At 70.9% G+C, this 24,036-nt stretch carries 19 protein-coding genes; 11 read left to right on the forward strand and 8 right to left on the reverse strand.

Going from position 1 to position 24,036, the window contains the following annotated elements; all coding sequences use genetic code 11:
* The first annotated feature begins 181 nt into the window (after nucleotides 1–181).
* From OG219_RS44990 to ligA, 5 genes are all read left to right on the forward strand, one after another.
* Nucleotides 182–1,831, forward strand: a complete 1,650-nt coding sequence (locus OG219_RS44990; protein WP_266837065.1) for an alkaline phosphatase — start codon at nucleotides 182–184, stop codon at nucleotides 1,829–1,831.
* A gap of 281 nt (nucleotides 1,832–2,112) precedes the next feature.
* On the forward strand, nucleotides 2,113–3,252 hold the full coding sequence (locus OG219_RS44995) for an ABC transporter substrate-binding protein (RefSeq protein WP_266837960.1): 1,140 nt from the start codon (nucleotides 2,113–2,115) through the stop codon (nucleotides 3,250–3,252).
* Between the two features lie 201 nt (nucleotides 3,253–3,453).
* The gene (locus tag OG219_RS45000) at nucleotides 3,454–4,647 is read left to right on the forward strand and encodes a sensor histidine kinase (RefSeq protein WP_266837067.1); all 1,194 of its coding nucleotides are present in this window, start codon (nucleotides 3,454–3,456) and stop codon (nucleotides 4,645–4,647) included.
* On the forward strand, nucleotides 4,644–5,291 hold the full coding sequence (locus tag OG219_RS45005; protein ID WP_266837070.1) for a response regulator transcription factor: 648 nt from the start codon (nucleotides 4,644–4,646) through the stop codon (nucleotides 5,289–5,291). Before OG219_RS45000 ends, OG219_RS45005 begins: the two co-directional genes overlap by 4 nt.
* Before the next feature lie 57 nt (nucleotides 5,292–5,348).
* Entirely contained in the window at nucleotides 5,349–7,430 is a 2,082-nt protein-coding gene (gene ligA / locus OG219_RS45010; protein WP_266837072.1) for an NAD-dependent DNA ligase LigA, read from the forward strand.
* A 56-nt stretch (nucleotides 7,431–7,486) separates the two neighbouring features.
* On the opposite strand, the gene OG219_RS45015 is transcribed toward ligA, so the two are convergent.
* The gene (locus OG219_RS45015; RefSeq protein WP_266837074.1) at nucleotides 7,487–9,076 is read right to left on the reverse strand and encodes a hypothetical protein; all 1,590 of its coding nucleotides are present in this window, start codon (nucleotides 9,074–9,076) and stop codon (nucleotides 7,487–7,489) included.
* A gap of 124 nt (nucleotides 9,077–9,200) precedes the next feature.
* On the opposite strand from OG219_RS45015, the gene OG219_RS45020 reads away from it, so the two are divergent.
* A complete protein-coding gene (locus tag OG219_RS45020; RefSeq protein WP_266837076.1) occupies nucleotides 9,201–10,220 on the forward strand; it encodes an LLM class flavin-dependent oxidoreductase in 1,020 nt (339 codons plus the stop codon).
* Between the two features lie 152 nt (nucleotides 10,221–10,372).
* On the forward strand, nucleotides 10,373–11,392 hold the full coding sequence (locus OG219_RS45025) for an endonuclease/exonuclease/phosphatase family protein (protein ID WP_266837078.1): 1,020 nt from the start codon (nucleotides 10,373–10,375) through the stop codon (nucleotides 11,390–11,392).
* Nucleotides 11,393–11,408: 16 nt separating this feature from the next.
* Here the strand turns inward: OG219_RS45025 and OG219_RS45030 are convergent, their stop codons facing one another.
* Complete coding sequence (locus tag OG219_RS45030) at nucleotides 11,409–12,422, reverse strand: aldo/keto reductase (RefSeq protein ID WP_266837080.1); 1,014 nt, start codon at nucleotides 12,420–12,422, stop codon at nucleotides 11,409–11,411.
* An 88-nt stretch (nucleotides 12,423–12,510) separates the two neighbouring features.
* Between OG219_RS45030 and OG219_RS45035 the strand changes: the two genes are divergently transcribed.
* Nucleotides 12,511–13,386: an AraC family transcriptional regulator gene (locus OG219_RS45035; protein WP_266837082.1), complete on the forward strand. Its 876-nt coding sequence runs from the start codon at nucleotides 12,511–12,513 to the stop codon at nucleotides 13,384–13,386.
* 106 nt (nucleotides 13,387–13,492) lie between these two features.
* Complete coding sequence (locus OG219_RS45040; protein WP_266837962.1) at nucleotides 13,493–14,119, forward strand: GntR family transcriptional regulator; 627 nt, start codon at nucleotides 13,493–13,495, stop codon at nucleotides 14,117–14,119.
* Between the two features lie 15 nt (nucleotides 14,120–14,134).
* Here OG219_RS45040 and OG219_RS45045 read toward each other — a convergent pair whose 3' ends face one another.
* From OG219_RS45045 to OG219_RS45055, 3 genes are read right to left on the reverse strand one after another with little or no spacing between them, the layout of a single operon-like run.
* On the reverse strand, nucleotides 14,135–14,479 hold the full coding sequence (locus tag OG219_RS45045) for a cupin domain-containing protein (protein WP_266837084.1): 345 nt from the start codon (nucleotides 14,477–14,479) through the stop codon (nucleotides 14,135–14,137).
* Nucleotides 14,476–15,279, reverse strand: coding sequence for a nitrilase-related carbon-nitrogen hydrolase (locus OG219_RS45050; RefSeq protein ID WP_266837086.1), 804 nt, complete (start codon nucleotides 15,277–15,279; stop codon nucleotides 14,476–14,478). The genes OG219_RS45045 and OG219_RS45050 overlap by 4 nt, the downstream gene beginning before the upstream one ends.
* A gap of 49 nt (nucleotides 15,280–15,328) precedes the next feature.
* A complete protein-coding gene (locus OG219_RS45055; RefSeq protein WP_266837088.1) occupies nucleotides 15,329–16,684 on the reverse strand; it encodes an MFS transporter in 1,356 nt (451 codons plus the stop codon).
* A 121-nt stretch (nucleotides 16,685–16,805) separates the two neighbouring features.
* On the opposite strand from OG219_RS45055, the gene OG219_RS45060 reads away from it, so the two are divergent.
* Entirely contained in the window at nucleotides 16,806–17,492 is a 687-nt protein-coding gene (locus tag OG219_RS45060; protein ID WP_266837090.1) for a DUF2848 domain-containing protein, read from the forward strand.
* 35 nt (nucleotides 17,493–17,527) lie between these two features.
* Here the strand turns inward: OG219_RS45060 and OG219_RS45065 are convergent, their stop codons facing one another.
* Nucleotides 17,528–17,983 (reverse strand): RpiB/LacA/LacB family sugar-phosphate isomerase, encoded by a 456-nt coding sequence (locus OG219_RS45065; RefSeq protein ID WP_266837092.1) that lies wholly within the window; start codon nucleotides 17,981–17,983, stop codon nucleotides 17,528–17,530.
* 165 nt (nucleotides 17,984–18,148) lie between these two features.
* On the opposite strand from OG219_RS45065, the gene OG219_RS45070 reads away from it, so the two are divergent.
* Entirely contained in the window at nucleotides 18,149–18,961 is an 813-nt protein-coding gene (locus OG219_RS45070; RefSeq protein ID WP_266837094.1) for an SAM-dependent methyltransferase, read from the forward strand.
* Between the two features lie 35 nt (nucleotides 18,962–18,996).
* Here OG219_RS45070 and OG219_RS45075 read toward each other — a convergent pair whose 3' ends face one another.
* On the reverse strand, nucleotides 18,997–19,593 hold the full coding sequence (locus OG219_RS45075) for a ferredoxin (protein WP_266837096.1): 597 nt from the start codon (nucleotides 19,591–19,593) through the stop codon (nucleotides 18,997–18,999).
* A 79-nt stretch (nucleotides 19,594–19,672) separates the two neighbouring features.
* Nucleotides 19,673–24,022, reverse strand: coding sequence for a CHAT domain-containing protein (locus OG219_RS45080; RefSeq protein ID WP_266837098.1), 4,350 nt, complete (start codon nucleotides 24,020–24,022; stop codon nucleotides 19,673–19,675).
* Nucleotides 24,023–24,036: the final 14 nt, after the last annotated feature.

Below are 24,036 nucleotides of genomic sequence, written 5' to 3' on the forward strand. Positions count from 1 at the left end.
TGCAGGCCGGAGTGCCGCGTGGCGGGCGAACCCGTACGCCGGTCCTCACGCCTCGTGACGGAGGCCGCCGCCCCCAACTGCCGCTCACAAGTCGGTACTTGTTCTTGGCTGGTCCTTCACAATGTGCTTGGCTCACCCCGGTCCTTGGCTCGGCCCATGCATCGGCATACGGAGGCCTGTGGTGTCACCTACGAACGAACCGTCCTCGTCCCCCGCCAGACCCCGGCCCCGCCCCGCCGCCCTCAGTCGGCGCGGCCTGCTGGTCGGGTCCGCCGTCGTCGCGGGTGCGCAGGCGCTGAACATCCGTACCGCGCACGCGGAACCGGTGCACCAGGATCCCTTCAAGCTCGGGGTGGCCAGCGGCGACCCGCTGCCGGACGGGGTCGTCCTGTGGACCCGTCTGGTCGCCGACCCCTACGACGCCGCGTCCATGGGGACCCGTCCGGTGCGCGTGGAGTGGGAGGTCGCCACCGACGAGCGGTTCCGCCGGGTCGTCCGGCGCGGCTCGGAGACCGCCGTGGCCGCGCACGCGCACAGCGTCCACGCGGATGTACGGGGCCTGGCGCCGGGCCGCGACTACTGGTTCCGGTTCCGTACGGGGCGTCAGATCGGCCCGGCGGCCCGGACCCGTACCGCCCCAGCACCGCACTCGCGCCCCGGCGGGCTGCGGATCGGCCTGGTCAACTGCCAGGACTGGCAGAACGGTTACTGGCCCGCGTACACCGCGCTGGCCGAGGAGGACCTCGATGTGGTCGTGCACGTGGGCGACTACATCTACGAGTACGACCCCAGCAGCGTCTACGCGGACCGGCTGCACACCGCCCCGCAGGCTTCCGGCCTCGACCAGTTGGTCACGCTGGCCGACTACCGTGCCCGGCACGCCCAGTACAAGACGGATCCGGCTCTGCAGGCGGCCCATGCCGCCTTCCCCTGGATCGTCACCTGGGACGACCACGAGGTGGAGAACAACTACGCCGGCATCGTGGACGAGATCGACGACACCGGTGCGCGGCACCAGGACCCCGTCGCCTTCGCCCGCCAGCGCTCCGCCGGTTACCAGGCCTACTACGAGCACATGCCGCTGCGGCGCAGGTTCGTCAACGGCTCGCAGGACTACCGGCTCTACCGCCGCTTCGACTTCGGCGACCTGCTGCGGCTGAACGTCCTGGACACTCGCCAGTACCGCACCGACCAGCCCGGCGGCTTCTTCTCCGACTTCGGCCCCGTCGCGGCGGGACTGGGCAACACCGACGGCACACTCACCGGCGCGGCGCAGGAGAAGTGGCTGCGGCAGGGGCTGACCCGCTCTCCGGCGCGCTGGAACGTCATCGCCCAGCAGGTGATGATGAGCCAGATCAGGTTCCCCAACTTCCTCGATCCGACGCACCCGTTGCCGCCCATCGCGAACCTCGACCAGTGGGACGGGTACGACCCGGCCAGGGCCCGCTTCCTGCGCTTCCTGCGGGACGCCCGGGTGGCCAATCCGGTCGTGCTCGCCGGGGACATCCACTCGTCCTGGTTCAGCGATCTGCGGATCGACCGCGACGACCTGGACAGCGACCCGGTCGCGGTCGAGTTCACCGCGACCAGCGTCAGTTCCGACTTCCCCATCGCCTTCGACGCCCCGCTCAAGGCGTACAACCCGCTCCTCAATCCGCACGTCCGGTACTTCGACGGCTCGCGCCGCGGATACCTGCGGCTGAACGTCGGCCGGGAGCAGTGGACCACCGACGCCCGGACCGTCGACAGCATCGCGGTCCGCCAGTCGCCGGTGAGCACCACCGCTTCCTGGGCCGTGGCGGCGGGCGAGCCGGGGCTCACCGCGGTCTGAGACCGGATCCATGTCCACGGCCGCCCCCACCGAGGCGGCGGCGACAACATGACGGCGAGCGCCCCAGGAGCCGGGGGCGCTCGCCGCCCCTTTTCCGTCACCGCCCCGCTCGGAGTGGCTGCCGACGTCGTTCAACCGTTGGGTTGAACGCGGCTTCCACCCCCTGCCCGTTCACCGCTCCGTACGGTGGACGCGAAGTGCCTCTCGGCGGCGCCAGAATCACCACTGACCATGGCGCCGTGGCCCGTACGACATCACTCCCGCTCAGAGAGGCACTCAGCGTGTCCAGCTACCTCAGCAGACGACGTGTACTCGCCACCGGTACCGCCCTCGGCCTCGGCGCACTCGGCGCCACCGCGGCCCCCGCGTCCGCGGCCACCCCCGCCGGATCCACGGCCACCACCGGAGCCGAGGAGACCAGGACACTCGACGAGCTCTACCAGGCCGCGCTGGCCGAGGGCGACAAGCTCGTCGTCTACGCCGGCGGGGACTTCCAGGCACAGCAGGAAGCCACCAGGCAGGCGTTCCGCAGCCGCTTCCCCGACATCGACCTGACCCTGATCGTCGACTACAGCAAGTTCCACGACGTCCGCGTCGACAACCAGTTCGCGACCGACACCCTCGTCCCCGACCTCGTACAACTGCAGACGCTGCACGACTTCACGCGCTGGGACAAGCAGGGCCGCCTGCTGCGCTACAAGCCGGCCGGCTTCTCCAAGGTCCACGACGCCTTCAAGGAGCCGAACGGCGCCTGCGTCGGCATCCAGGCGATCGCCTTCAGCTTCATCTACGGCATCGCCGCGGCCGGCTCGGACGTCCCGAAGACCCCGCTCGACCTGATCGACCCGAAGTGGAAGGGCAGGATCGCCTCCCGTTACCCGCACGACGACGACGCGGTCCTCTACCTCTTCTCGCTGTACGTGGAGAAGTACGGCTGGGACTGGGTCGCCGCGCTCGCCGCCCAGGACGTCGAGTTCACGCGGGGCGGCCTGCCGTCGGACGCGGTCGTCGCCGGGCAGAAGGCGATCGGCATCGGGGTGGGCGGCTCGGCGGTCCCACCGGCCACATCTCCGACGAAGTTGGTCGTCCCCGAGGGCGACCACCCCTTCATGGCGTGGGGCCAGCGGGCCGCGATCTTCAAGCAGGCGAAGAATCCGACCGCGGCCAAGCTCTATCTGAACTGGCAGCTCTCGACCGCCCGGCAGCAGGCGTCCGTCAACGGCTGGTCGGTGCGCACCGATGTCACGCCGCCGGCCGGCCTGAAGCCCGTCTGGGAGTACCCGAACGTGGGTATCGGATTCCCCCGGTTCATGGCCGACCGCGCCGAGGTGGAGCGCTTGAAGCAGACCTTCGCCCTGTACTTCGGCGAGGTGACGGGCGAGGCCACGCCGGGCTGGCTGGGCCTGCACCCGGGCGCCTAGGCCATGTCGGCAGGCGGAGCTGTTGGCCCGTCCCTACGAGCACACGGTGGACGGGCCCAACAGCCCCACTCTTCACGTGGGTCATACAAGCGGCCGATAGACTCACCGGCCTGGCTGAAGGGATTGGCCCGCCGAAGGGGATCTGCCGTGCCCGACTGCGCTCCGCCGACCGTTCGCGCAGGTCGGCCCACTCTCGAAGGCGTGTCGCACTTCGCGTTCTTCCTCGTGGTCGGAGCCTCCCTCGTGCGGCTCGCCCGGCTCGATTCCCCGCTGTGCTGGTACATCGTGACCGTCAGCGCGCTGCTGGCGCTGGCGTACGCGGGTGGGCTGGTGTTGCAGGACCGGCTCGGTCCGCTCGTCCGGTGCTCGTGGATCCCGTTGGTGGTCCTGCTATGGAGCGTCCTCGTCTTTCTCGCTCCGGCGTCGATGACGCCCGCGTACGTGTGGTGTGCCGTCCCGCTGGCCTGTACGGCACTGAGCGCGCTCGGCCGCCGCTCCTCGATGACGGCCGTGGCCGTGATCACCGTCGTACTCGTCGTGGCACTGATCCGTGCGAACAGCTGGTTCGCCATCGAGGTCGTGCTGATCCCCGTGGCGGCCGTGTGGGGAACCGTCGCCCTCTACCGGGCCCAGCAGCGGGACGTCGCGGTCCGCCAGCGCCTGGTCGAGGAGTTGCGCGACACGCGCGATGTCCTCGCGAGGCAGCAACGGCAGGCGGGCGTCCTGGCGGAGCGGACCCGTATCGCCCGCGATCTGCACGACACGCTGGCTCAGGACCTCTCCGGCGGCCTGATGCTCCTCCAGGCCGCCGAGCGCGACTGGGAGAAGCGGCCGGACGTGGCACGGACCCGCGTCCGTGCCGTGGCCGACGGCCTGGACGCCAATCTCGCCGAGACCCGGCGGATCCTCCGGGACCTGTCACCGTCGGACGTCGCCGAGACGGGCCTCGAAGGCGCGCTGCGTCTCCTGTGCACACGTACCTCCGAGGGCGGGGCCACCGCCCTCGTGCGGTTCCGGTCGGTCGGCGAGCACCAGCCGGTCCTCGACGAGCAGGCGGCCGCCGCTCTGTTCCGTGTCGCGCAGAGTTCGCTCGCGAACGTGCGCGAACACGCCCGCGCGGTGAACGTGCTGGTCACGCTCCGCCGTCGGCCGGAGGGGGTGGACCTCGAAGTGTCCGACGACGGAATCGGCTTCGATCCCGCCGAGATCCTCGTGACCGCCGCGCGGACGGGCCGCGGACTGGGTCTGCCCGCCGCCCGGGCACGCCTTCGCGAATACGGCGGTGATCTCGACGTCAGGAGCACGCCGGGCCGGGGGACCACGATTCGGGCCACGGTTTCCGTACAACCCCGGCCGCGGCCGTTCGCGCCCCTGCCCCCGGTGACCGCCGGATGACCGCCGAACCGCTGCGCGTGCTCATCGCGGACGATCATGCCGTCGTACGTGCGGGGCTGCGCGCCCTCCTGGACGGCGAACCGGACCTCGACGTGATCGCCGAAGCCGGCAGCGGTGAGGAAGCAGTCCGGCTGACGGCCCAATTGATGCCGGATGTCGTGCTGATGGATCTTAGGTTCGGGAGTTCCGGGGGTGGGATCGACGGCGTCGAGGCCGTCCGGCGGCTCGCCGCCTCGGCGCCGAAGGTGGCGGTGGTGATGCTGACCAGCTTCACCGGACGGACCGATGTCGTCCGCGCGTTGGAGGCGGGTGCCCGCGGCTACGTGCCCAAGGCCGGTCCGCCCGAGGAACTGTTCCGGGCCGTCCGCACCGCGGCCACCGGCTCCGTGGGGCTGACTCCGGAGGTCGTCGGTGAACTGGTCGGCCAAGTGGTCAGTCCCGACCATGAGTTGAGCGGGCGCGAGATCGAGGTCGTCCGGCTGATGGCCGAGGGCCGCAGCAACCGGGCGATCGCCGAGGCCCTGTTCCTCAGCGAGGCCACGGTCAAGACCCACCTCGTCCGGATCTACCGCAAACTCAAGGTCTCCAACAGGCCCGCGGCCGTGTCGGAAGCCGTTCGCAGGGGACTGCTCGAACTCACCTGACGCCCGAGCGGATCCGGCAAACGGCCATTGTCAGTGGTGGCGGGCAAGATGACGGACATGACCACACCAGTTGCAGTGATCGTGGATGCCACCGCCTATGCGCAGGCAGTCGAGGACGCGGTGAAAGCGTCGGCCGCCTATTACACGGGCGGCACGTCGGTGCTGGACGACGACGCGTACGACCGGCTGGTGCGTGGCATCGCGGCATGGGAGGCCGACCACCCCGATCAGGTGCTGCCGGACTCGCCGACCGGGAAGGTCGCGGGCGGCGCCGTTGAGGGGGATGTGCCGCACACGGTCGCGATGCTGAGCCTGGACAACGTGTTCTCGCCGGAGGAGTTCACCGCCTGGACGGCGTCACTGGCCCGGCGGATCGGCCACGAGGTCGAACGGTTCAGCGTCGAGCCGAAACTGGACGGACTCGCGATCGCCGCCCGCTACACCGGTGGCCGCCTGACCAGGCTGATCACCCGCGGCGACGGGACGGCCGGGGAGGACGTCTCGCACGCGATCGGCACCATCGAAGGCCTGCCGACCGTACTGGCCGAACCGGTCACGGTGGAGGTGCGCGGCGAAATCCTCATGACCACCGCGCAGTTCGAGCACGCCAACGAGGTCCGGACCGCGCACGGCGGGCAGCCGTTCGCGAATCCGCGCGGCGCCTCGGCGGGCTCCCTGCGCGCCAAGGAGCGTGCCTACACCGTGCCGATGACGTTCTTCGGCTACGGCCTGCTGCCGCTGCCCGAGACGGAGGAGGCCCTCGCGACGCGACTGGTCGAGCTCGCGCACAGTGAACTCATGGCTCAGGCCGGGGGGTTCGGGGTGAACACGACGGCCACCACCGCCGTGCCCGGCACCACCACCGACTCGGTCGAGCAGGTCCTGGCCCGGGTCCAGGAGATCGCCACAATGCGCGCCGAGTTGCCGTTCGGAATCGACGGAATCGTCATCAAGGCCGACCTGGCCGCCGACCAGCAGGCCGCGGGATCCGGTTCGCGCGCCCCGCGCTGGGCGATCGCCTACAAGCTGCCCGCCGTCGAGAAGATCACCCGGCTGCTTGCGGTGGAGTGGAACGTGGGCCGCACCGGCATCATCGCCCCGCGTGGCGTCCTGGAACCCGTCGAGATCGACGGCGCCACCATCACCTACGCCACCCTGCACAACCCGGCCGACATCACCCGCCGTGACCTCCGCCTGGGCGACCACGTCATGGTCCACCGGGCCGGCGACGTCATCCCTCGCATCGAAGCCCCCGTCGCCCACCTGCGCACCGGCGAGGAACAGCCCATCGCGTTCCCCGAGGAGTGCCCGCGATGCGGTTCCGCTATCGACACCAGTGAACAGCGCTGGCGCTGTGAGAGCGGCCGCAACTGCCACCTCGTCGCCGCCCTCTCGTACGCCGTCGGCCGCGACCAGCTCGACATCGAGGGCCTCGGCACTACGCGCGTCGTCCAGCTCGTCGAAGCCGGCCTGGTCGCCGACCTGGCCGACCTGTTCGCCCTCACCCGCGAACAGTTGCTGAGCCTGGAGCGGATGGGCGAGACGAGCACCGACAACCTCCTCGCGGCGATCGGCACGGCGAAGACGCGGCCACTGTCACGGGTGCTGTGCGCGCTCGGCGTCCGCGGCACCGGCCGCTCCATGTCCCGTCGGATCGCCCGGTATTTCGCCACCATGGACAACCTCCGTGCCGCCGACGCGGAAACGATGGAGCGGGTCGAGGGCATCGGCACCGAGAAGGCCCCTTCCATCGTCGCCGAACTCGTCGAACTCGCCCCGCTCATCGACAAACTCGCCGCGGCCGGGGTGAACATGACCGAGCCGGGCGCCACCCCGCCCGACCCCACCGCCGTCGACGCGGAAGGCGACTCCGCGGAGCCGTCGGGCGGACCGCTGGCCGGGATGACGGTCGTCGTCACCGGTGCGATGACCGGCCCACTGGAGAAGCTCAGCCGCAACCAGATGAACGAACTGATCGAGCGCGCCGGCGGCCGCTCCTCCTCCAGCGTCTCAAAGAAGACCAGCCTGGTCGTCGCCGGAGACAACGCCGGTTCCAAGCGGACCAAGGCCGAGTCCCTCGGCCTCCAACTGACCGCGCCCGACGAATTCGCCACCCTCATCGCCGACTACCTCGACTGATCCCGCCCCGTGAGGCGGCAGCCGTTCCTCACGGCAGCCATCGTGGCGGGGGCCTGCTACACCGTGAACGGTCGCGCCGGTCCTGCGTCCGTCGCGACCAGCCGACGGATGATCTCCAAGTCCAACGCCGGGTTCGCGGCGGCCGCATGGGCCAGTTCGTCGTCGTCGAGCAGTTCCACCAGTCGGGACTGCGGAAGATTCGGGTGACGGGCCAGCGCGGCCCGTACGGCAGGGTCCGGGTCCCGGGTCAGCCGCTCCACCGTTGCCGACTCGGTCGCGGGGTCTCGTGCCGCCAATGCCCGGACCTCGGGATCCTCATGGTCGGCGAAGGCGGCCAGCCCGGCGGTGGGGAAGTTCGGCCGCGTGACGAGGTGCGCGCGTTCGCGGCCGGTGTACTCCAGGAAGCTGCGGAGCAGGAGCGGCGCCGGAGCGTGCGGATGGTTCTGGGCCAGCAGGACGCGCACACCGAGGTCGTCGTCGACGGCAAGGAGTTCCACGAGGTCCGGTGGCAGCGCAGGGTCGACGGCCGCCTCCCGGCGCAGCAGCGGGTGGCCGGAGTGCGCCTGCCGGCGGACGGTCTCGGGGTCGCGGGGCACCTCGGACACGTACCGGAGGCCGAAGTCCTGGTCCATGGGGACCTCGTAGGCGATCCCGGCCCGTTCCTCTTCGCTCAGCGCGGGGTGGACCGACACGGCCAGCCGCACCTTCGGCTCGGGGTCCACAGCGAGGGCGCCGCGCTCGGTGGGCCCGAGGTCCGCGCGGCAGGCGACTCTCCGCCGCACATCCGGGTCCGGATCGGCGACCAACGCGCGCCGTTCGGACGGGCCGAGGTCCGCCCGGTGCGCGATCGTCCCCCGTACCTCCGGGTCGGGATCGGCGGCCAAGAGGGCCACCACGTCGGCGGGAAGGCTGGGGTTCGCGGCGATCATCCACTTGTCCGACGGGGCGGCCGGAGCGGTGAGGACGCTGTCCACGACCGTTCTACTGAGGGCCTGGTGGAGCAGCATGTCGGTGCGCCCGTGGCAGGAGCGGGCGGGTAGTGCGCTCTCCACCCATGCCGGATCCTCTTCCAGCAGAAGCCTCTTTGCCCTTTCCCGGATCTCGTCGTCGGGGTCTGCGAGCAGCGCAGCCCGCGTGTCGGCAGGCAGTTGCCTCCACCCGTTGAGCCCCCAAGCGCGGAGTTTCGCGTCCGGATGCGTGGGCATGGACCGGCGCAGCCCGGGAGAGATCTGCCGGTAGAAGTTGAGGGATCCCAGGAATTCACCTTCATACATGTTGATCATGTGCACGACTGCCTCGTCGGGCAGCGGCCTGGGCCGGGCGGGGAAGGGCACCCGGGGCCCCTCGGCCAGGTGGGCGCGCACGAACCAGTCCGGATCCTCCAGCAGGCGTACCCGCTGGGCCGGATCGACATGAGGATTACGCGCGAAGAAGCTGCGGGTGTACCTGTCGGGGTGCTCGACCACGGCGTCGACGACAGCGTCGGGGAGAACCCGATCCCGGCACAGCACCATGCGTACCGCCGAAGGCCCGTCGGCGAGCAGCCGCAACAGGACATCCTCCGGGGCGGACGGATTGAGAGCCAGCCCGGCGAGGCGACGGGTGGGCAGATCGGCGTCCGCCCAGATTTCCTCAGGCGTAGGCATGCGTCGCGCCCCCGTGTCTCAACCGGCCCCCCATGGAGCACCCGATCGACGACCCTACCCGCCTGCGACAATGGCGGTAGCGCTGGTGTTCGGCGGAACTCGCCGTGGACGATGGAGGAGCCCTGTGCCACTGCCCTCAAACCCGTTGCGGAAGCTGGGCTTCTTGACCATCGGACTGTTCGACGGGGAGAACCCCGGCCAGGGCCACGAGTCGACGCTCGAAATCATCGAGCTGGGCGAGCGGCTCGGGTTCGACAGCGCGTGGGTGCGGCACCGTCATCTGCAATACGGCATCTCCTCACCGGTCGCCGTGCTGGCGGCGGCCTCACAGCGCACCAGCCGTATCGAGCTGGGCACCGCGGTCATCCCTCTGGGCTGGGAGAATCCGCTCCGGCTGGCCGAAGACCTGGCAACGGTGGACATCCTGTCCCGTGGCCGCCTGAATCCGGGCCTCAGCGTCGGTCCGCCGATGCACTACGACCGGGTCAAGAACGCGCTCTACCCCGACACCGCCGACGCGGAGGACTTCAGCTACGACCGGATGGAACGGCTGCTGGACCTCGTGCGCGGGAAACCCGCCACGGACTTCAGCGGCGTCGAGGGCTTCGAAGTGTTCTCCGACCGCGTCCAGCCCCACTCCCCCGGCCTGGGGAAGCGCATGTGGTACGGCGGCGCAAGCCTGCGCTCGGCTCGGTGGGCCGGCGAACACGGCATGAACTTCCTGACCAGCAGCGTGGTGAAGGCGGAGGAGTCAGAGGACTTCGCCGAGATCCAGCTCTCGCACATCCGGGCCTTCCGCGCCCGCCATCCCGACGGAGACCGCGCCCGCGTCTCGCAGGGCCTCGTCGTCATCCCCACGGACAGTGCCACGGAGGAGCAGCGCGCGAAGTACGAGGAGTACGCCCGCAAGCGGACACCGCGTACCGCCACTCCGCAGGGACCGGCGCGCATGATGTTCGCCCCCGATCTCGTCGGCACCTGCGACCAGATCGCCGAACAGCTCTACGCGCACGCGGCGTTCCGGGAGATCGACGAGGTCGCGTTCGCGCTGCCCTTCACCTTCGACCACGCCGATTACGTCCAGATCCTCACCGACATCGCCACCAAGCTCGGCCCGCGACTCGGCTGGCAGGCGGCCGTCTGACCCGAGCGCAGCGGGCGACAGTTCACCCGGTGCCTCGCCGTCCTGCGGCGCTCGTCGTCGAGAGCCGGAACCGTACGCACCCGTGCTGTCGTCCCCGTCCCGGGAGACCGGTGATCACCACCGTCTCGCCGGCACGATTCCAAGGTGGACGGATGACAGGCACGGTGACTGGCGCCCCGCGCGCCGCCGACCGGCGGCGGACGGGCAGTCGGCGCGGGCGTAGGTGGGGGCTGCTTGGCTGCGGGCTCGCGCTGGCCGCATCCGCCGCGCTGCTTCTCGTACGGTTGACGGGACTTGACTCGGGAACACCCCTCGCGGTGCCCATGGTGCTCTTCCCCTTCCCCTACTCGGCCGTTCTCAGCGTGCTGGTGCTGGGCGTCGTGGTGGCCGTTCCCGGTCTGCGCTCGCGATGGACGGTGGCCGTCGTCGCGACTCTGGTGGTTGTCCAGGTGGGGGCGCTGGTACCGCGGTTCGTGCCCGCGGGGCGGCATGTTCCGTCGGGATCGGCGGAGTTGCGTGTCGCCACCCTCAACACCGATGTCGGCGGCGCCGATCCGCGCGCGGTGGTGGAGTTGGTCCGCACCGAGCGGATCGACGTGCTGGCCCTGGAGCAGCTGCCGGCTGCCGGGGTGGCCGCGCTGGACAAGGCGGGTCTGGGTGCGCTGATGCCGTACCAGGAGCTCCACCCCGAGTTCGACTCCTCGATCTATTCGCGGCGCCCGCTGTCCCACGGCGGTACGACGGACACCGACACCGCCTGGCCCCAGACCACCGCCGAGATCAGCGTCGGTGGGCGCACGGTGAAGCTCGTGGCCGTCCACACCTACTACCCCCTCGGAGACGCGGGGCGCTGGACGCGGGACATGACCGCCCTCGCCGCGCTCGCCCGGCGCAGCGGCTCCGACGCCGTGTTCCTGGGCGACTTCAACGCCACTCTCGACCACACACCGATGCGCAGGCTGCTGGCGGCCGGGCTCACCGACGCCCACGCCGAACTCGGCCGGGGATGGGCCCGCACCTGGCCGGTCGGCCTTCCGCTCCTGCCGCCGATGGTCCAGCTGGACCACGTCCTGCACGGCTCCGGCCTGGCGGCGGTCTCCGTGGGCGAGCGCACCCTGCCGGGTACGGACCATCGGGCTGTCGTGGCCGTACTGGCGCTGCTTCCGGCGTAGGACCGACCGGCCGCGGTCACCAGGTCGGCATCATGGCCTCGGGATAGCGGGAGCCGGCGGCGCCCTGCGGCAGGATCCGGTGGATGTGGGCGAGGTCCTCGGGGGTGAGCCTGACGTGCGCGGAGGCTACGTTCAGGGCGACGCGGTCGGGGCTGCGGGTGCCGGGGATGGGCACGATGTCGTCGCCCTGGGCGAGCAGCCAGGCCAGGGCCAGTTGCGTGACGGCGATGCCTTTGGACTCCGCGAGTTCGGTCAGCCCGCGCACGGCGGCAAGGTTCTTCTCGTAGTTCCCGGGCTGCCAGCGGTCGTCCCAGCTGCGCATGTCGTCGGCGGGGTACTCGGCGGCGGGCCGCACCGCTCCGGTGAGGAAGCCGCGGCCCAGCGGCGAGTACGGCACGAAGCCGATGCCCAGTTCGCGCACCACCGGCAGCACCTCGGCCTCGACGGCGCGCTCGAAGACCGAGTACTCGGTCTGCAGTACGGAGACCGGGTGAACGGCGTGGGCGCGCCGGATGACGTCGGGGCCAGCCTCGCTGAGGCCGAAGTAGCGCACCTTGCCTTCGGCGATCAGCTCGCCGACCGCGCCTGCCACGTCCTCGATGGGTACGTCCGGGTCGACACGGTGCTGGTAGAGCACGTCGATGTGGTCGGTGCCGAGGTGGCGCAGGCTGTTCTCGGTGACCTCACGGATGTGCTCGGGCCGGCTGTTCAGCGAGGTCCCGATCTTGTTCGGGTCGGTCAGGTCGAAGCCGAACTTGGTGGCGATGACGATGTCGTCGCGGAAGGTGTGCACGGCGCGGCCCAGCAGCTGTTCGTTGCTGCCGGTGCCCATGCCGTACAGCTCCGCCGTGTCGAAGAGGGTGACGCCCAGCTCGTGGGCCCGGCGGATGGTGGCGATGCCACCCGGCTCGTCGGCGGCGCCGTAGGCCATGGTCATGCCCATCGTGCCGAGCCCGATCGCCCCGGCCTCCAGGCCCTGGGTGCCGAGTGTGCGCCGGGGCAGGCCCTTGTTCGTGTCGTCCTGAGTCATGCCGTCCACGCTAGGCGGGCGGCCACCGTGGGTCATGGGGCGTTGATCGCATAGGATTGCCCAATCCTCTCACCAAGGGAGTGCGTCAATGCTTGACCAGCTTGCCGCCGCCATCGCCCGGCACACGGACGGCTGGTGGTCCATCACCTCGGTGCCCCGCCTGACGGTGGTCGCGCTCGACGAACTCGTCTCCGCCAGGGACCTGCTGTACGAGCCGATGGTCTGCTTCGTCGCCGACGGTGCCAAGCGCACCCTCGCGGGCGACCGGAGCTGGGTGGCCGGCCGTGGGGAGATGTTCCTGAGCTCGGTCGTGCTGCCGGTCACCGCCACCTTCGAGCGGGCGCCGTACCGTTCGGCGGTGCTGCACCTCGACAGCCGGGTGCTGACGGATCTGCTGCTGGAACTGGACGAGACAAGCCCACGCGCGCTTCCCGGCCCAGGTGGCCAGGTCACCGCACCGATGACGCCCGAACTCGTCGACGTGGTCACCCGGTGGGTGCGGCTGCTCGACACCCCGGAGGACATCCACCCCCTGGCGGCCCGCACCGAGAGCGAGATCCTCTACCGGCTCCTCAGCAGTCCGCTCGGCCCGGTCCTGCGCCAGTTCGCGACGGTCGACTCCGGCGCGTCCCGGATCCGGGACGCCGCAGCGTGGATCAGCACGCACTACAGCGCACCGCTCACCGTGGAGGAGATCGCGGCGGCGGCGCACATGAGCACGGCCACCCTGCATCGCCATTTCAAGGCCGCGACCGGCATGAGCCCGATGCGCTTCCAGAAACACCTCCGCCTGCAGGAGGCACGCCGCCTACTGGTCGGCGGGGACACCACCGCGGCCCAGGCCGCCGAAGCCGTCGGATACGCGAGCGCCACCCAGTTCAACAGGGAGTACCGACGCGCCTACGGCCTCCCGCCGGCCCAGGACGCGGCCCGTCTGCGCGGCCGGCTGACGACTGCCGGGTGAGCGATCGGCGCGAGGCTTCGGACCGGGTGTACGCGAGGCCGGCGCAGCGCCGTGGACCGCGTGGTAACTTCCGTATACAAGGTGTATGCGATCTCTGGGGGTAGTGGTGGCGTCCGGTCGGGAGAAGGCGTACGCGTACCTCAAGGACACGGTGCTGACTGATCCGGCGATGCAGGGAGAGTTCCTCTCGGAGCAGGACATCGCCGACCGGATCGGGGTGTCGCGCACGCCCATCCGAGAAGCACTGCTGCTGCTCGCGGCCGAGGATCTCGTCGAGCTGGTGCCCAAGCGCGGCGCGCGTGTGGCGCCGCTGTCGGGCCGGGAGATCTCCGAGCTGATGGAGCTGCGCGGGATCGTCGAACGGTACGCGGCGCAGCAGGTCATCGGTGCGGAGCGGGCTCCGCTGCAGGAGTTGGGTGAACTCCTGCAGCGGCAGCGGGAGTTGAACGGTCCCGACCAGGCCAAGGAGTTCATCGCCGTCGATCACCTCTTCCACGCCACTCTCGTGTCCGCCGTGGGCAACGCGCTGCTGAAGCGGCACTACGACGGGCTGCGCAGCCGTCAGGTCAGGGCGGGGGTGGTGGCGCTCTACAACCAGCACGGCCGCCAGGAGGCGGTGCTCCACGAGCACCAGGACATCCTCACCGCGCTCGCGGCCGGTGACGCGACGGCCGCGTGCGCCGCGATCGACAGTCATCTGCAGTCGACGCTGAAGGTGCTGCTCGCCGGTTAGGCAGAGGCGGCCGAGTCACGTCTGCGGGTAGGTGAAGACGAGCATGGTGACGCCTTCGGCCGCCGTCCAGGGGCCATGGGGCATCCCCGGCGGGCGGCAGGCGTACGAGCCCTGCGGGAACGTCTCGTCAAGGGTGAGGTCGTGCAGATCGCCTTGGAGGATCCAGACTTCTTCCCAGAAGTCGTGCCGGGTCACGCCGTCGGCGGACGTGTCGGTGCCCGGCGCCCACCGGACGAGCGTGGTGCGGTGCGCGCCGGCCGGGTCCTCGGCGAGGACGAGCTCTTCGATCCCCTCGGCGGCACCGGCCGGCGCTGTCCAGGGCCCCGCTGGCAGGTGGAACTCCAGCTCCGGTTTGCTCATGAGTCCCGCCCCAGACGACGGTTGGCCAACACCGACGTCTTCTTGCGGACCGCCGCGACCTCGTCGACATCCAGGTCGGCGATCAACAGGTCCGGCTCCGCGTCCAAGCCCGCGCGTACGGTCCCGTCCGGGCCGACCACCATGCTGTGCCCGATGCCTGTGGGCGCCGAGGAGTGCGCTGCCACTCCCCCGGCTGCCGGGTCGGCCTGGTCCACGGCCGCGACCCAGAGGGTGGCGTCCAGGGCGCGGGCACGGACCAGCAGTTCCCACTGTTCACGCTTGCCCGGCCCGGCACCCCAGGACGCGGCAAGGAGCGTCGATACGGCACCCGCGTCGGCGTGCGCCCGGAACAGTTCGGGGAAGCGGACGTCGTAACACGTGGCCAGCCCCATGCGTACGCCGTCGATGTCGATCGTGACGATCCGCGAGCCCGCGGCGACCGTGTCCGACTCGGCGTAGCCGAAAGCGTCGTACAGATGGATCTTGTCGTACGCCGCCTCGACGCCCTGGCCGGTGGCCAGCAGGGTGTTGGCCACCCGACCGTGCGGAGCCGGGGTGAACATGCCCGCCACGACGACGGTGCCGGCCGCTGCGGCGATGGCTCGGACCGCGTCAGCCCAGGGGCCGTCGAGCGGCTGCGCGATCGGGGCCAGGGGGGTACCGAAGCAGGCCATCGACGCTTCGGGGAACACGACGACGCGCGCTCCGGCGGCCGCGGCGCGCTGGGTGTCGTCCTCGATGAGTGCGAGGTTCTTGTCGGGTTCGGGTCCGCTGGTGAACTGGCTCAGGGCGATACGCACGGGCGGCCTCTCTGCGTCGGGACGGATGCGGGTGGGGAGCAGCGCGGGATCAGGAAACCTCGGCCGCGGGTTCGGCGGCAGGTGCGACGCGTGCCAACTCCTCGTCCGTTGCGTCGTCCGCGTTCCGGCCCAGCGAGAGGCCGGCGATGGTGACGGCCGCGGCGACGGCGATGTACAGCGCCAGCGGAACCCAGCTGTCGTACGAGCTCAGCAGGGCGGTGAACAGCAGCGGGGCGACCGCGCCGCCGATGAGGCCTGCGAGCGTGTAGGCCAGCGAGGAGCCCGTGTAGCGCAGCCGCGGCGAGAACTGCTCGGCGATGAAGGCCGCCTGCGGTCCGTACATGACGGAGTGGATGGCCAGGCCCACGACGACGCCGAACGCGAGGAGAGGCCAGCTGCCGCCGTCGGCCATCAGGAAGAACACGAACGGCCACACACCCGCCGCCACGGCTGCGCAGCCGTACAGCAGACGCCGGTTGACCCGGTCGGACAGTGCTCCGGCGAGGGGGATGAGGAAGATCTGGAGTGAGGAGCCGATGAGTACGGCGGCCAGCGCGGAGCCGCGCGCCATGCCCAGCTCGCCGGTGGCGTAGGTGAGGACGAAGACGGTGAACATCGCGTAGAGCACGTCCGGGCCCACCCGGCACAGGATGGCCGCGCACAGGGCGCGGGGCTGGGTGGTGAACACCTCGCGGATCGGCGCCTCGGGCCGGGTCTGTTCGGCCTCCATCGCCTTGAACACCGGGGTCTCCTCCAGCTTGGCCCGGATCCACAGGCCGAAGCCGACCAGGACGCCGGACAGCAGGAACGCCACGCGCCAGCCCCAGGACAGGAACTGATTCTCCGTCAGCAGTGCGCCGAGGGCGGCCAGGACACCGTTCGCCAGGAGGTTGCCCGCGGGCGGTCCGACCTGTGCGGCGGAGGCGTAGAAGCCGCGGCGGCGCGGGTCGCCGAACTCGCTGGAGAGCAGGACGGCGCCGCCCCACTCGCCGCCCACGCCGACGCCCTGGGCGAAGCGGAGTACGACCAGGGCGATGGGCGCGGCGACACCGACGGTGTCGTACGCGGGCAGCAGGCCGATCAGGAAGGTGGCCACGCCGATGAGGATCAGCGTGGCGATGAGGACCTTCTTGCGTCCGATGACATCGCCGAGACGGCCGAAGACGAAGCCGCCGAGGGGACGGGAGAGATAGCCGACGGCGTAGGTGGAGAACGCCAGGAGGGTGCCGGTGAGGGGGTCCTCGGAGGGGAAGAAGAGGTCGCCGAATACCAGCGCCGCGGCAGCCGAGTAGACCGCGAAGTCGTACCACTCCAGGGCGGTGCCGGTGAGGCTGGCGAAGAAGGCGCGGCGGATGCCGGAGCGGCCCGGCGGCGGTGCCTTGGTGGCCTGCTGGGTGTGCTGCATGCTGCCTGTTCCTTGCGTCGGGGGACGTCGACCTTTCGGCATACTTCTTGTATACAGGTCGTATGCGCAACCCCTGCGCCGGAAGTTAACCGCTTCGAAACCGACATCCTCAGGAGTTCCCGTGGCCTTGCTGACCTTCGAACTGCCCGACGGTTCCACCCGTGCCGTCGATGTCCGGCAGGTACTCAACGCCGGATACGCCGGGCGCAGCCAGAGGGACGTCGCCGCGCACGTCGCCGAGCTGGCCGAGCTCGGCGTGCCCGCGCCGTCCGTGACCCCGGCGCTCTATCCCGTCTCCCCTTATCTCGCCCAGCAGACCGGCACGGTCGCCGCCCAGCACGCCCGGACCTCCGGCGAGGCCGAGTGGGCCCTGGTCGTCGCGGCGGACGGTGAACTGCTGCTCACCGCCGCCTGCGACCACACCGACCGGGATCTCGAAGTGCACGGGGTCGCCTGGAGCAAGAACGCGGGCCCGGACGTGCTCGCCCGCCGGGCCTGGCGGCTGGCCGACGTCGAGGCACGCCTCGACGAGCTCACCCTGCGGGCCTGGGTCACCCACGACGGCAGGGAGTCCGAGATCCAGAGCGGCACGCTCGCCGAGTTGCTCACTCCGGGCTACTGGGCCGAAGTGCTGCGCTCCCGGGGCGACTTGGTCCCCGGCACCGTCCTCATCTCCGGGACCATCCCCATGACCGAGGACGTGGACCAGTTCGCCGAGAGCTGGCGCGTGGAGCTGGGCGACCCGGCGACCGGAGACACGATCCGCCTGGCCTACGACGTGATTCCGATGCCCGAACCGATCGGCTGAGGGCGCCGGAGCCCCGTAGCGGTGGCTGGGCTCCGCTACGGGCCGGTCCTGCCGAGGTCGAGGCGTCCGATGTGTGCCACGTTCTCCCGGTCGTCGGCGTCGCCGCCGGCCTGGGCGCCGAACCAGGCGTCGAGGATCTCCCTGAGCAGCGGCTCGGAGGTCAGCCGCAGGCTCAGCGCCAGCACATTGGCGTCGTTCCAGCGGCGTGCGCCGTCCGCCGTGTACGCGTCCGTGCACAGGGCCGCCCGTACCCCCGGCACCTTGTTCGCGGCGATCGACGCGCCCGTGCCGGTCCAGCAGCAGACGACCGCCTGGTCCGACGTCCCGGCTTCGACCTCCCGGGCGGCCGCCTCCGAGCAGAACGCCCACTGGGTGGTGTCCCCGGGTCGGAGCGCCCCGTGCGTCAGTACCTCGTGGCCGCGAGCGCGCAACTCCGTGACCAGTTGGCGGGCCACGGGTTCGTCCATGTCCGAGGAGACGGAGATCCGCATATTTCGAAGACTACTCAGCCGATGAACCGGATGTGTTCGGTCTTGTGTCGTAGACACTCCTCGCCGTGATCAACTGACAGCACAACTGACCGCAAAGCGGCGGCGACGGCCCGCTGCCGCCGCGGGTTCGCCGAGCACCTCGCGGGTGTGCGGAGAGGGGAAGTCATGAGTGAGAGCGAGCGCCCGTCGGACGGATCGGCGAGGCTGAACACCTCCGTGGCGCACAACGCCCGGGTCTGGAACTACTGGATCGGCGGCAAGGACAACTACGAGGTCGACCAGCAGGTGGGCGAGCAGGTCGCCTCGATGTTCCCCGTCATCCGGGACGTGGCCCGCGCCGACCGCGACTTCCTCGGCCGCGCGGTCCGGTACCTGGCCGCCGACCGCGGGGTACGGCAGTTCCTGGACATCGGCACCGGTCTTCCGACGATGGACAACACCCATCAGATCGCCCAGCGGATCGCGCCCGAGTCGCGGATCGTGTACGTCGACAACGACCCCATCGTGCTCGTCCACGCCCGTAGCCTGCTGACCGGCACCTCGGAGGGGACCACCGACTACATCGACGCCGACGTCCACCAGCCCGACACCATCGTCGAGGGCGCCACGGTGACCCTCGACCTCGACCGGCCCGTCGCCGTCATGATGCTGGGCATCCTCAACTTCGTCCTCGACACCGGCCAGGCACAGGACATCGTGCACCGTGTCATGGCGGCGGTCCCCTCCGGCAGCTACCTCGCCCTGACCCACCCCACCACCGACGCCGACCTCGGCGGTCAGGGCAACATCGAGGCCATGGCCTTCTGGAACAAGAACGCCACCCCGCCGATCACCGCCCGCAGCCGGGCGGAGATCACTGCCTTCTTCGACGGCCTGGAACTGATCACCCCGGGAATCGTCTCCTGCTCGCAATGGCACGCCGAGACCGAATCCCCCGCCGCAGTCCCGCAGTTCGGCGCCGTCGCCCGGAAACCGTGACCGCCGGGAGTCGAACTCCCCCAGCCGGACAGGTCCTAGAGGACCGGGAGAGCCTCCCAGCGGCGCGGTGCGCGGCGCCGGTCCAACCAGAAGATATAGCCGCGGAGGTACGCCTCCAGCCCGTCGTCGATGTGGGCGACGAAGTCCAAGTGGCCCTGGGCGGCCTCGTGGTAATGGGGGCGGTACTGGGCGGAGCCGTTGCTGCCCCAGTCGGGATGGGTGTCGGCGGCCCAGTCGGCCGCGATGGCCAGGGCCCAGTTGCGGCCCCGTCCCCGGTCGCGCCACCAGGCGCGGACGGTGGCCGGTGTCCAGTGGTCGTCGCCGTCCCAGCCGTATCCGCTGTACAGCTCCACTTGAGCGGCCCCGATCACGGCTTCGGTCTCCGCCTCGTTCCCGGGCTGGCGGTAGACGAACTCCGTTCGGAAGCCGTCGCCGAGGTCGTCGTCGTACGCGATGTGGTGCGGCGCGTCCATCCTGCCCAGCATCAAGGAGTCGGTGGCCGCACCGTAGAACGGGCCCGGAATGTTGCGCCAGTTCCGTTCCGCCCATACGCCCGAGAAGACTTCACCCGTCGTCTCCACGGCCGCGACGAGCCGCCGGGCCGTGGGCAGCGGATCCCAGTAACCGCGCACAGCGAGTCCTCCCCGTTCGATGACACCGGACGAGATCATCCTCGACGCGGCACATGAACCCCCGACCGGGGAGGAACGTTCAGCTCCCCGCGTGGACGTACGCCGCCCAGACATGCGGGCGGTCCGGTATCCGGCGCCGTAGCTCTCGGACGGTGTGGTGGAGGGCGTGGGCGGAGGTGTCGGCGGTGTCGCCCGAGGCGCGGCGGTAGAAGTCCCGGGTGACGTGGTCGGCGTGGGTGCTGTCGATCTCCCAGAGTGTTCCGACCGCTGCGGGGAAACCGGCGAGGAGGAACGCGCTGGTGATGTGGACGGCCTCGTCGGTGAGTCGCTCGGAGGTGCGTGCGGTGCCGCAGGCCGCGAGGAAGGCGAGCCGTGCCGACTGCGGTCGTGCCCGGCAGATCTCGAGGACGGACAGTGGCTCGCCGCTCGGCAGGTGGAGCAGGGCGCCGGAGGGTTCCGTCGGGTCGGTGGCCGCGTGGCAGCCGAAGTGCGCCCAGGGGGTGCTGCCGAGGGCGGCGAGCACGGCCTCGCGGGTCGCGGCGGCGCCCACCAGTGGCTCGCGTGCGCCGAGCAGTCCGGCCGCGTAGCCGGCCGCGCCCGCGACGCCGGGCAGCTCTTCCTCGGGGGATGCGACCAGCAGTGCGCTGCGGTTGTCGGCGGTGTCGCGGTGCTCGGCGCGGGTGCGCGCGTACGACAGGGTCTGGAACCCCGGCACGTACGACGACACCACGGCGTCGAACGCGGCGCCGCAGCCGTCGAGTTCGCAGTCGGGCAGCGTGCACTGCGCCGCGTGCAGCGGCAGTGCGTTGAAGGCCCCCGTGGGCACCCACCAGACCCGTGGCCACGGGGCACCGTCAGGAACCGGGCCGGCCGACCCGACGAGGTCGAGGACCGGACGCACGATCGTGTGCCAGGTCCACGCCAGCGTCTCGCGCATCGTGGCCCCTGCGGCGATGAGTTGTGCCGGGGACGGTCTGGCCGAGCCGTGCGCGTTGATGGCGTCGACGGCCTCGCGCAGGCGCCGGGCCACGTCGGTGATCTCGTCCGACTCGGCTTCGAGGCGAAGGGCGGTGATCGACTGCGCGGTCACGACGAGGGCGTGGCAGTGGCGTCGCGCGTGGTTGAGGACGACGATCGGGCCGTCGGCCGCGAGGGAGCGCAACTGCTCGGCGGAGAGCGGGCGCAGGAAACCGTCGAACCCCGGCTGGGTGCGGATGCGCCCGATCAGCTCGTCGAGTTCGCGTGACGCGCGGAGCCTGGCGAGGCGTGACCACTCGGCCTGCCCGGTGGGTGCCGGGCCGGGCACGTCGGGCTCGGCTGCGAGGTGGTCGGTCAGCCGCTCGAACTCGCGGGCCAGCGCGGGGTGCGCCGACCACAGCTCGCCCATGTCGGCGCGGGCCTCGATCCGCCGTGCCAGCAGCAGCCCGCGCCCGCGCTCGAGCAACTCGGCGGCGCGGTCGACGTCGGGTCCCGTGACGACGCGGAGTTTGAGGGCGAGGGCGGCGGGATCGGGCAGGGCGTCCGGCACCTGTTGCTCCCGCAGGGCCGCCGTGGCGTTCTTGAGCTCGTCGACGAGGTCCCGCGCACCGGCGGCGGCCTGACGGCCGAGGACCGAGATGAGGACCAGCTCGATGATCTGTCGGATGTCCCCCTCGAACGAGGTCAGACCGTGCTCCGCCGTCTGCTGGTCGCTCCCCCGGTCGGTGACGTCGACCATGGCCTCGACAGCCGCTTCGAGGTGGGACAGGGCAAGGTCGACATGGCCTCTCCCCAGTGCACCAGCCGCGGACCCGATTTCCGCGTGTGCCCGGAACCACACCGGAACCATGGGGTCGCGCAGAGCGCCGGGATCCTCGGTGCCGGACAGGCGGGCGCTCAGAGCCGCCATCATCGCCTCCACGACGTTCGCGGGGGCCTTGGACGGCGTCTGGGGCGGCCGCTCGGACGGGGACATGGGAGGCAGCCGCCCTTGTCCGATGACGCCGATGAAGGTGCGCATCGTGTCGGCCCAGCCCTCGGGTGCCTGCCCTTCGACGGCGCTGAGTACGTCGTCGGCCTCTGCCACGAGGTGCGCCGAACGCTCCGGATCGGTGCCCCGCACCAGGAAGGCCCGTTGCGTGAGCGCCCGCATGAGCGTGGACGCGGTGAAGAGCCGCATCGGATCACCGTCGGGACACGCCGCGAACGTGCTGCGGCACTGGTCGACATGGCTGTCGGTGAGGTCGGACCGCGGGCCGCCGCCGGGTCCGATGGTTTCGATCAGGTCGAGCATGGCGTCGCCCGTCACATCGGGCACGGGCGGACCGTCCCCGCCATGGGCGGCCGCTCGGCCGGTGAGGTCCTTGAGGCGCGACGCGAGTTCCCGGGCACGTTCGAGTTGACCCGGCTCGTGGCCGATCACGTAGTTGCCCAAGGCGTTGAAGAATTCGGTACGGGCCGACAGCAGGGCCATGTCGGTGTCCGCCGGTGCTCCTTCGGTCGCCGCGGTGGCGAGGAGCGCGGACGCCTCTCGCGCCGCCTCCGCGTCGAAGCGCCCGAACGACCAGGACGTGAGGGCGAAGGCGAGGATCTGATCGACCTCTCGGGGGAGGTCGGGCGCGTGCGAGCGCGCGTAGCGCAGCAGGGGGACGGCCTCGTCGACGGTGGTGGGATCTCCGGTGCTGCTGCCGCGGGCGGACAGCGCACTGCCGAGCGCCCCCGCGAGGAGCGCCCGCAGGGAGGGGTCGACCTCTCCGGTGTCCTCGAGCATCTCCCGCAGAGCCGCGATGTCGGAGTCGAGGTGTGCCGGGTCCTCGATCCCGATGTCGTCGAGGCGGGACACCGTGGAGACCAGTTTGGCCAGTTCTTGCAGGTCCGCCGCGTCGTCCTGTTCGTCGGTCTGTGTCGTCACCGCGGCGACGGACAGTGCGGCCTCGTAAAGGCCACGGCGCAGCAGTCCGAGCGGCAGGAAGTCGGCCGGGGCGTCGGCCGCCGCTTCTTCGGTCAGTGTCCTTGCCTCTGCGGTCAGCCGGTCCGCGCCGGCGGGATCGCTGTCGAGCAGAGTCTGCGCACGCGTTCCGGTGAGGGCTGCCAGTACGGCGACGTAGGCGTAGCGGCGCGGCTGGTCGGCGGGGAGTCCGGCCAGGGCGGTGCGGTACCTGGCGATCCGCTCGTCGGAGGAGACCTCGCCGGGGCCTCCGGTGATGGCGGCCATCAGGTCGAGGATTTCGAGGTCGATGTCCGGGGCGGGTACGGATCCGGTGTCGTGTGCGGCGCGCTCCCTGAGCTGCTCGACGAAGTGGCCGAGCAAGGGCCCGGCATTCCGCAGCCGTTCGGGGTCGCCGTCCTCCAGCAGGTCGGTCAATTCCCGGTAGGCGACGGCGAGTTCCCCGTCCGCCTCGCTCAATACGTCGAGGCTCGCGAGCAGTTCGACAGCATCCCGTGCCGCCTCCTCATCACCGCGCTCCCGCGCGAAGGCCGTGAGCGCCCGGCTCAGGGCGGCGGTGGCGAAGGGATGGGCCGGATGGCCGGTGGGGGTGTGGGCGAGCGCCGCGCGAAGCCGCCGGACCGCGCAGGCGACGCGGCTCGCGTCGTGTTCGAGAATGCCCGCGTCAGCGATGAGCGCGCCGACGTGCAGGTCCACTTCCCCGGGCCAGGCGACGGGTTGGGCGTACAGCTCGCGCAGGAATCGCAGTCCCTCGGCCGCCTCCGGGGGCAGGGCTCCGTCCGGTGCGGCTCCCACCAGCCGCTCGACCTCGGCGAGCGAGGGTTCACCGAGCAGCCGTGCGGCGTCCACCAGGGTCCCGAGGGCGACCGCGACCGCCTCGGCCCCCTCAGGCCCGACGGCATCCAGCCGTTCACAGACGGCTGCGGCGTGCCGGGCGGCAGCGGCAAGTGAGTCCGGGTCCGCCGCGAGATGGAAACGCGCCGCGTGGAGCCCGAGGCTGTGGAACGCCAACTCGACGAACCCCTCATGGCCGTCCGGCAGATCCTCGATCGCCGCGTCGGACCAGGCGAGCGCGCGGTCCAGGACGGCCGACCGGTCGGTCTCGCCGAGATCCAGTGCACCGAAGGCATCGCCGTACGCGGAACTCACGAGGTAGGAGAACCGCGCCTCGTGCGCCGGATCAGCGGGGTCGAACGCGTCTCGCAGGGGCTGGGGAAGCTGCGCGTCCTCGGGCACGCGCGGGCACAGGAACCCGAAGGTACTCAGGATGATCGTCACGTCTCGCTGCGCGTCCGGGTCCTCGGGGCCCTGATGACGAAGCCAGAAGGTCCAGCAGACGGCGGCGACCTTCTCAAGATCGATCGCTCCCTCGGGCGACGGTGCCGCCTCGCACAGCAGGGCCAGCGCGTCGCCCACCGCGTCCTCCCCGCGAAGCGGTGCGGGATCGCGAGCGTTCTGAGCTGCTACGAGGCGTGCGACCACTCGTTCCTGAAGCTCAGTCATCTCTTCTTACATTA

It is taken from the genome of Streptomyces sp. NBC_00038 (genome assembly GCF_026343635.1).
Lineage (GTDB): Bacteria > Actinomycetota > Actinomycetes > Streptomycetales > Streptomycetaceae > Streptomyces.

Coding starts and splice junctions, on each gene's coding strand:
- OG219_RS45065 (WP_266837092.1), bottom strand. CDS start 17,983: ATGCGGATCTCCGTCTCCTCGGACATGGACGAACCCGTGGCCCGCCAA.
- OG219_RS45025 (WP_266837078.1), top strand. CDS start 10,373: ATGACAGGCACGGTGACTGGCGCCCCGCGCGCCGCCGACCGGCGGCGG.
- OG219_RS45080 (WP_266837098.1), bottom strand. CDS start 24,022: ATGACTGAGCTTCAGGAACGAGTGGTCGCACGCCTCGTAGCAGCTCAG.
- ligA (WP_266837072.1), top strand. CDS start 5,349: ATGACCACACCAGTTGCAGTGATCGTGGATGCCACCGCCTATGCGCAG.
- OG219_RS45015 (WP_266837074.1), bottom strand. CDS start 9,076: ATGCCTACGCCTGAGGAAATCTGGGCGGACGCCGATCTGCCCACCCGT.
- OG219_RS45045 (WP_266837084.1), bottom strand. CDS start 14,479: ATGAGCAAACCGGAGCTGGAGTTCCACCTGCCAGCGGGGCCCTGGACA.
- OG219_RS45055 (WP_266837088.1), bottom strand. CDS start 16,684: ATGCAGCACACCCAGCAGGCCACCAAGGCACCGCCGCCGGGCCGCTCC.
- OG219_RS45070 (WP_266837094.1), top strand. CDS start 18,149: ATGAGTGAGAGCGAGCGCCCGTCGGACGGATCGGCGAGGCTGAACACC.
- OG219_RS45030 (WP_266837080.1), bottom strand. CDS start 12,422: ATGACTCAGGACGACACGAACAAGGGCCTGCCCCGGCGCACACTCGGC.
- OG219_RS45035 (WP_266837082.1), top strand. CDS start 12,511: ATGCTTGACCAGCTTGCCGCCGCCATCGCCCGGCACACGGACGGCTGG.
- OG219_RS45005 (WP_266837070.1), top strand. CDS start 4,644: ATGACCGCCGAACCGCTGCGCGTGCTCATCGCGGACGATCATGCCGTC.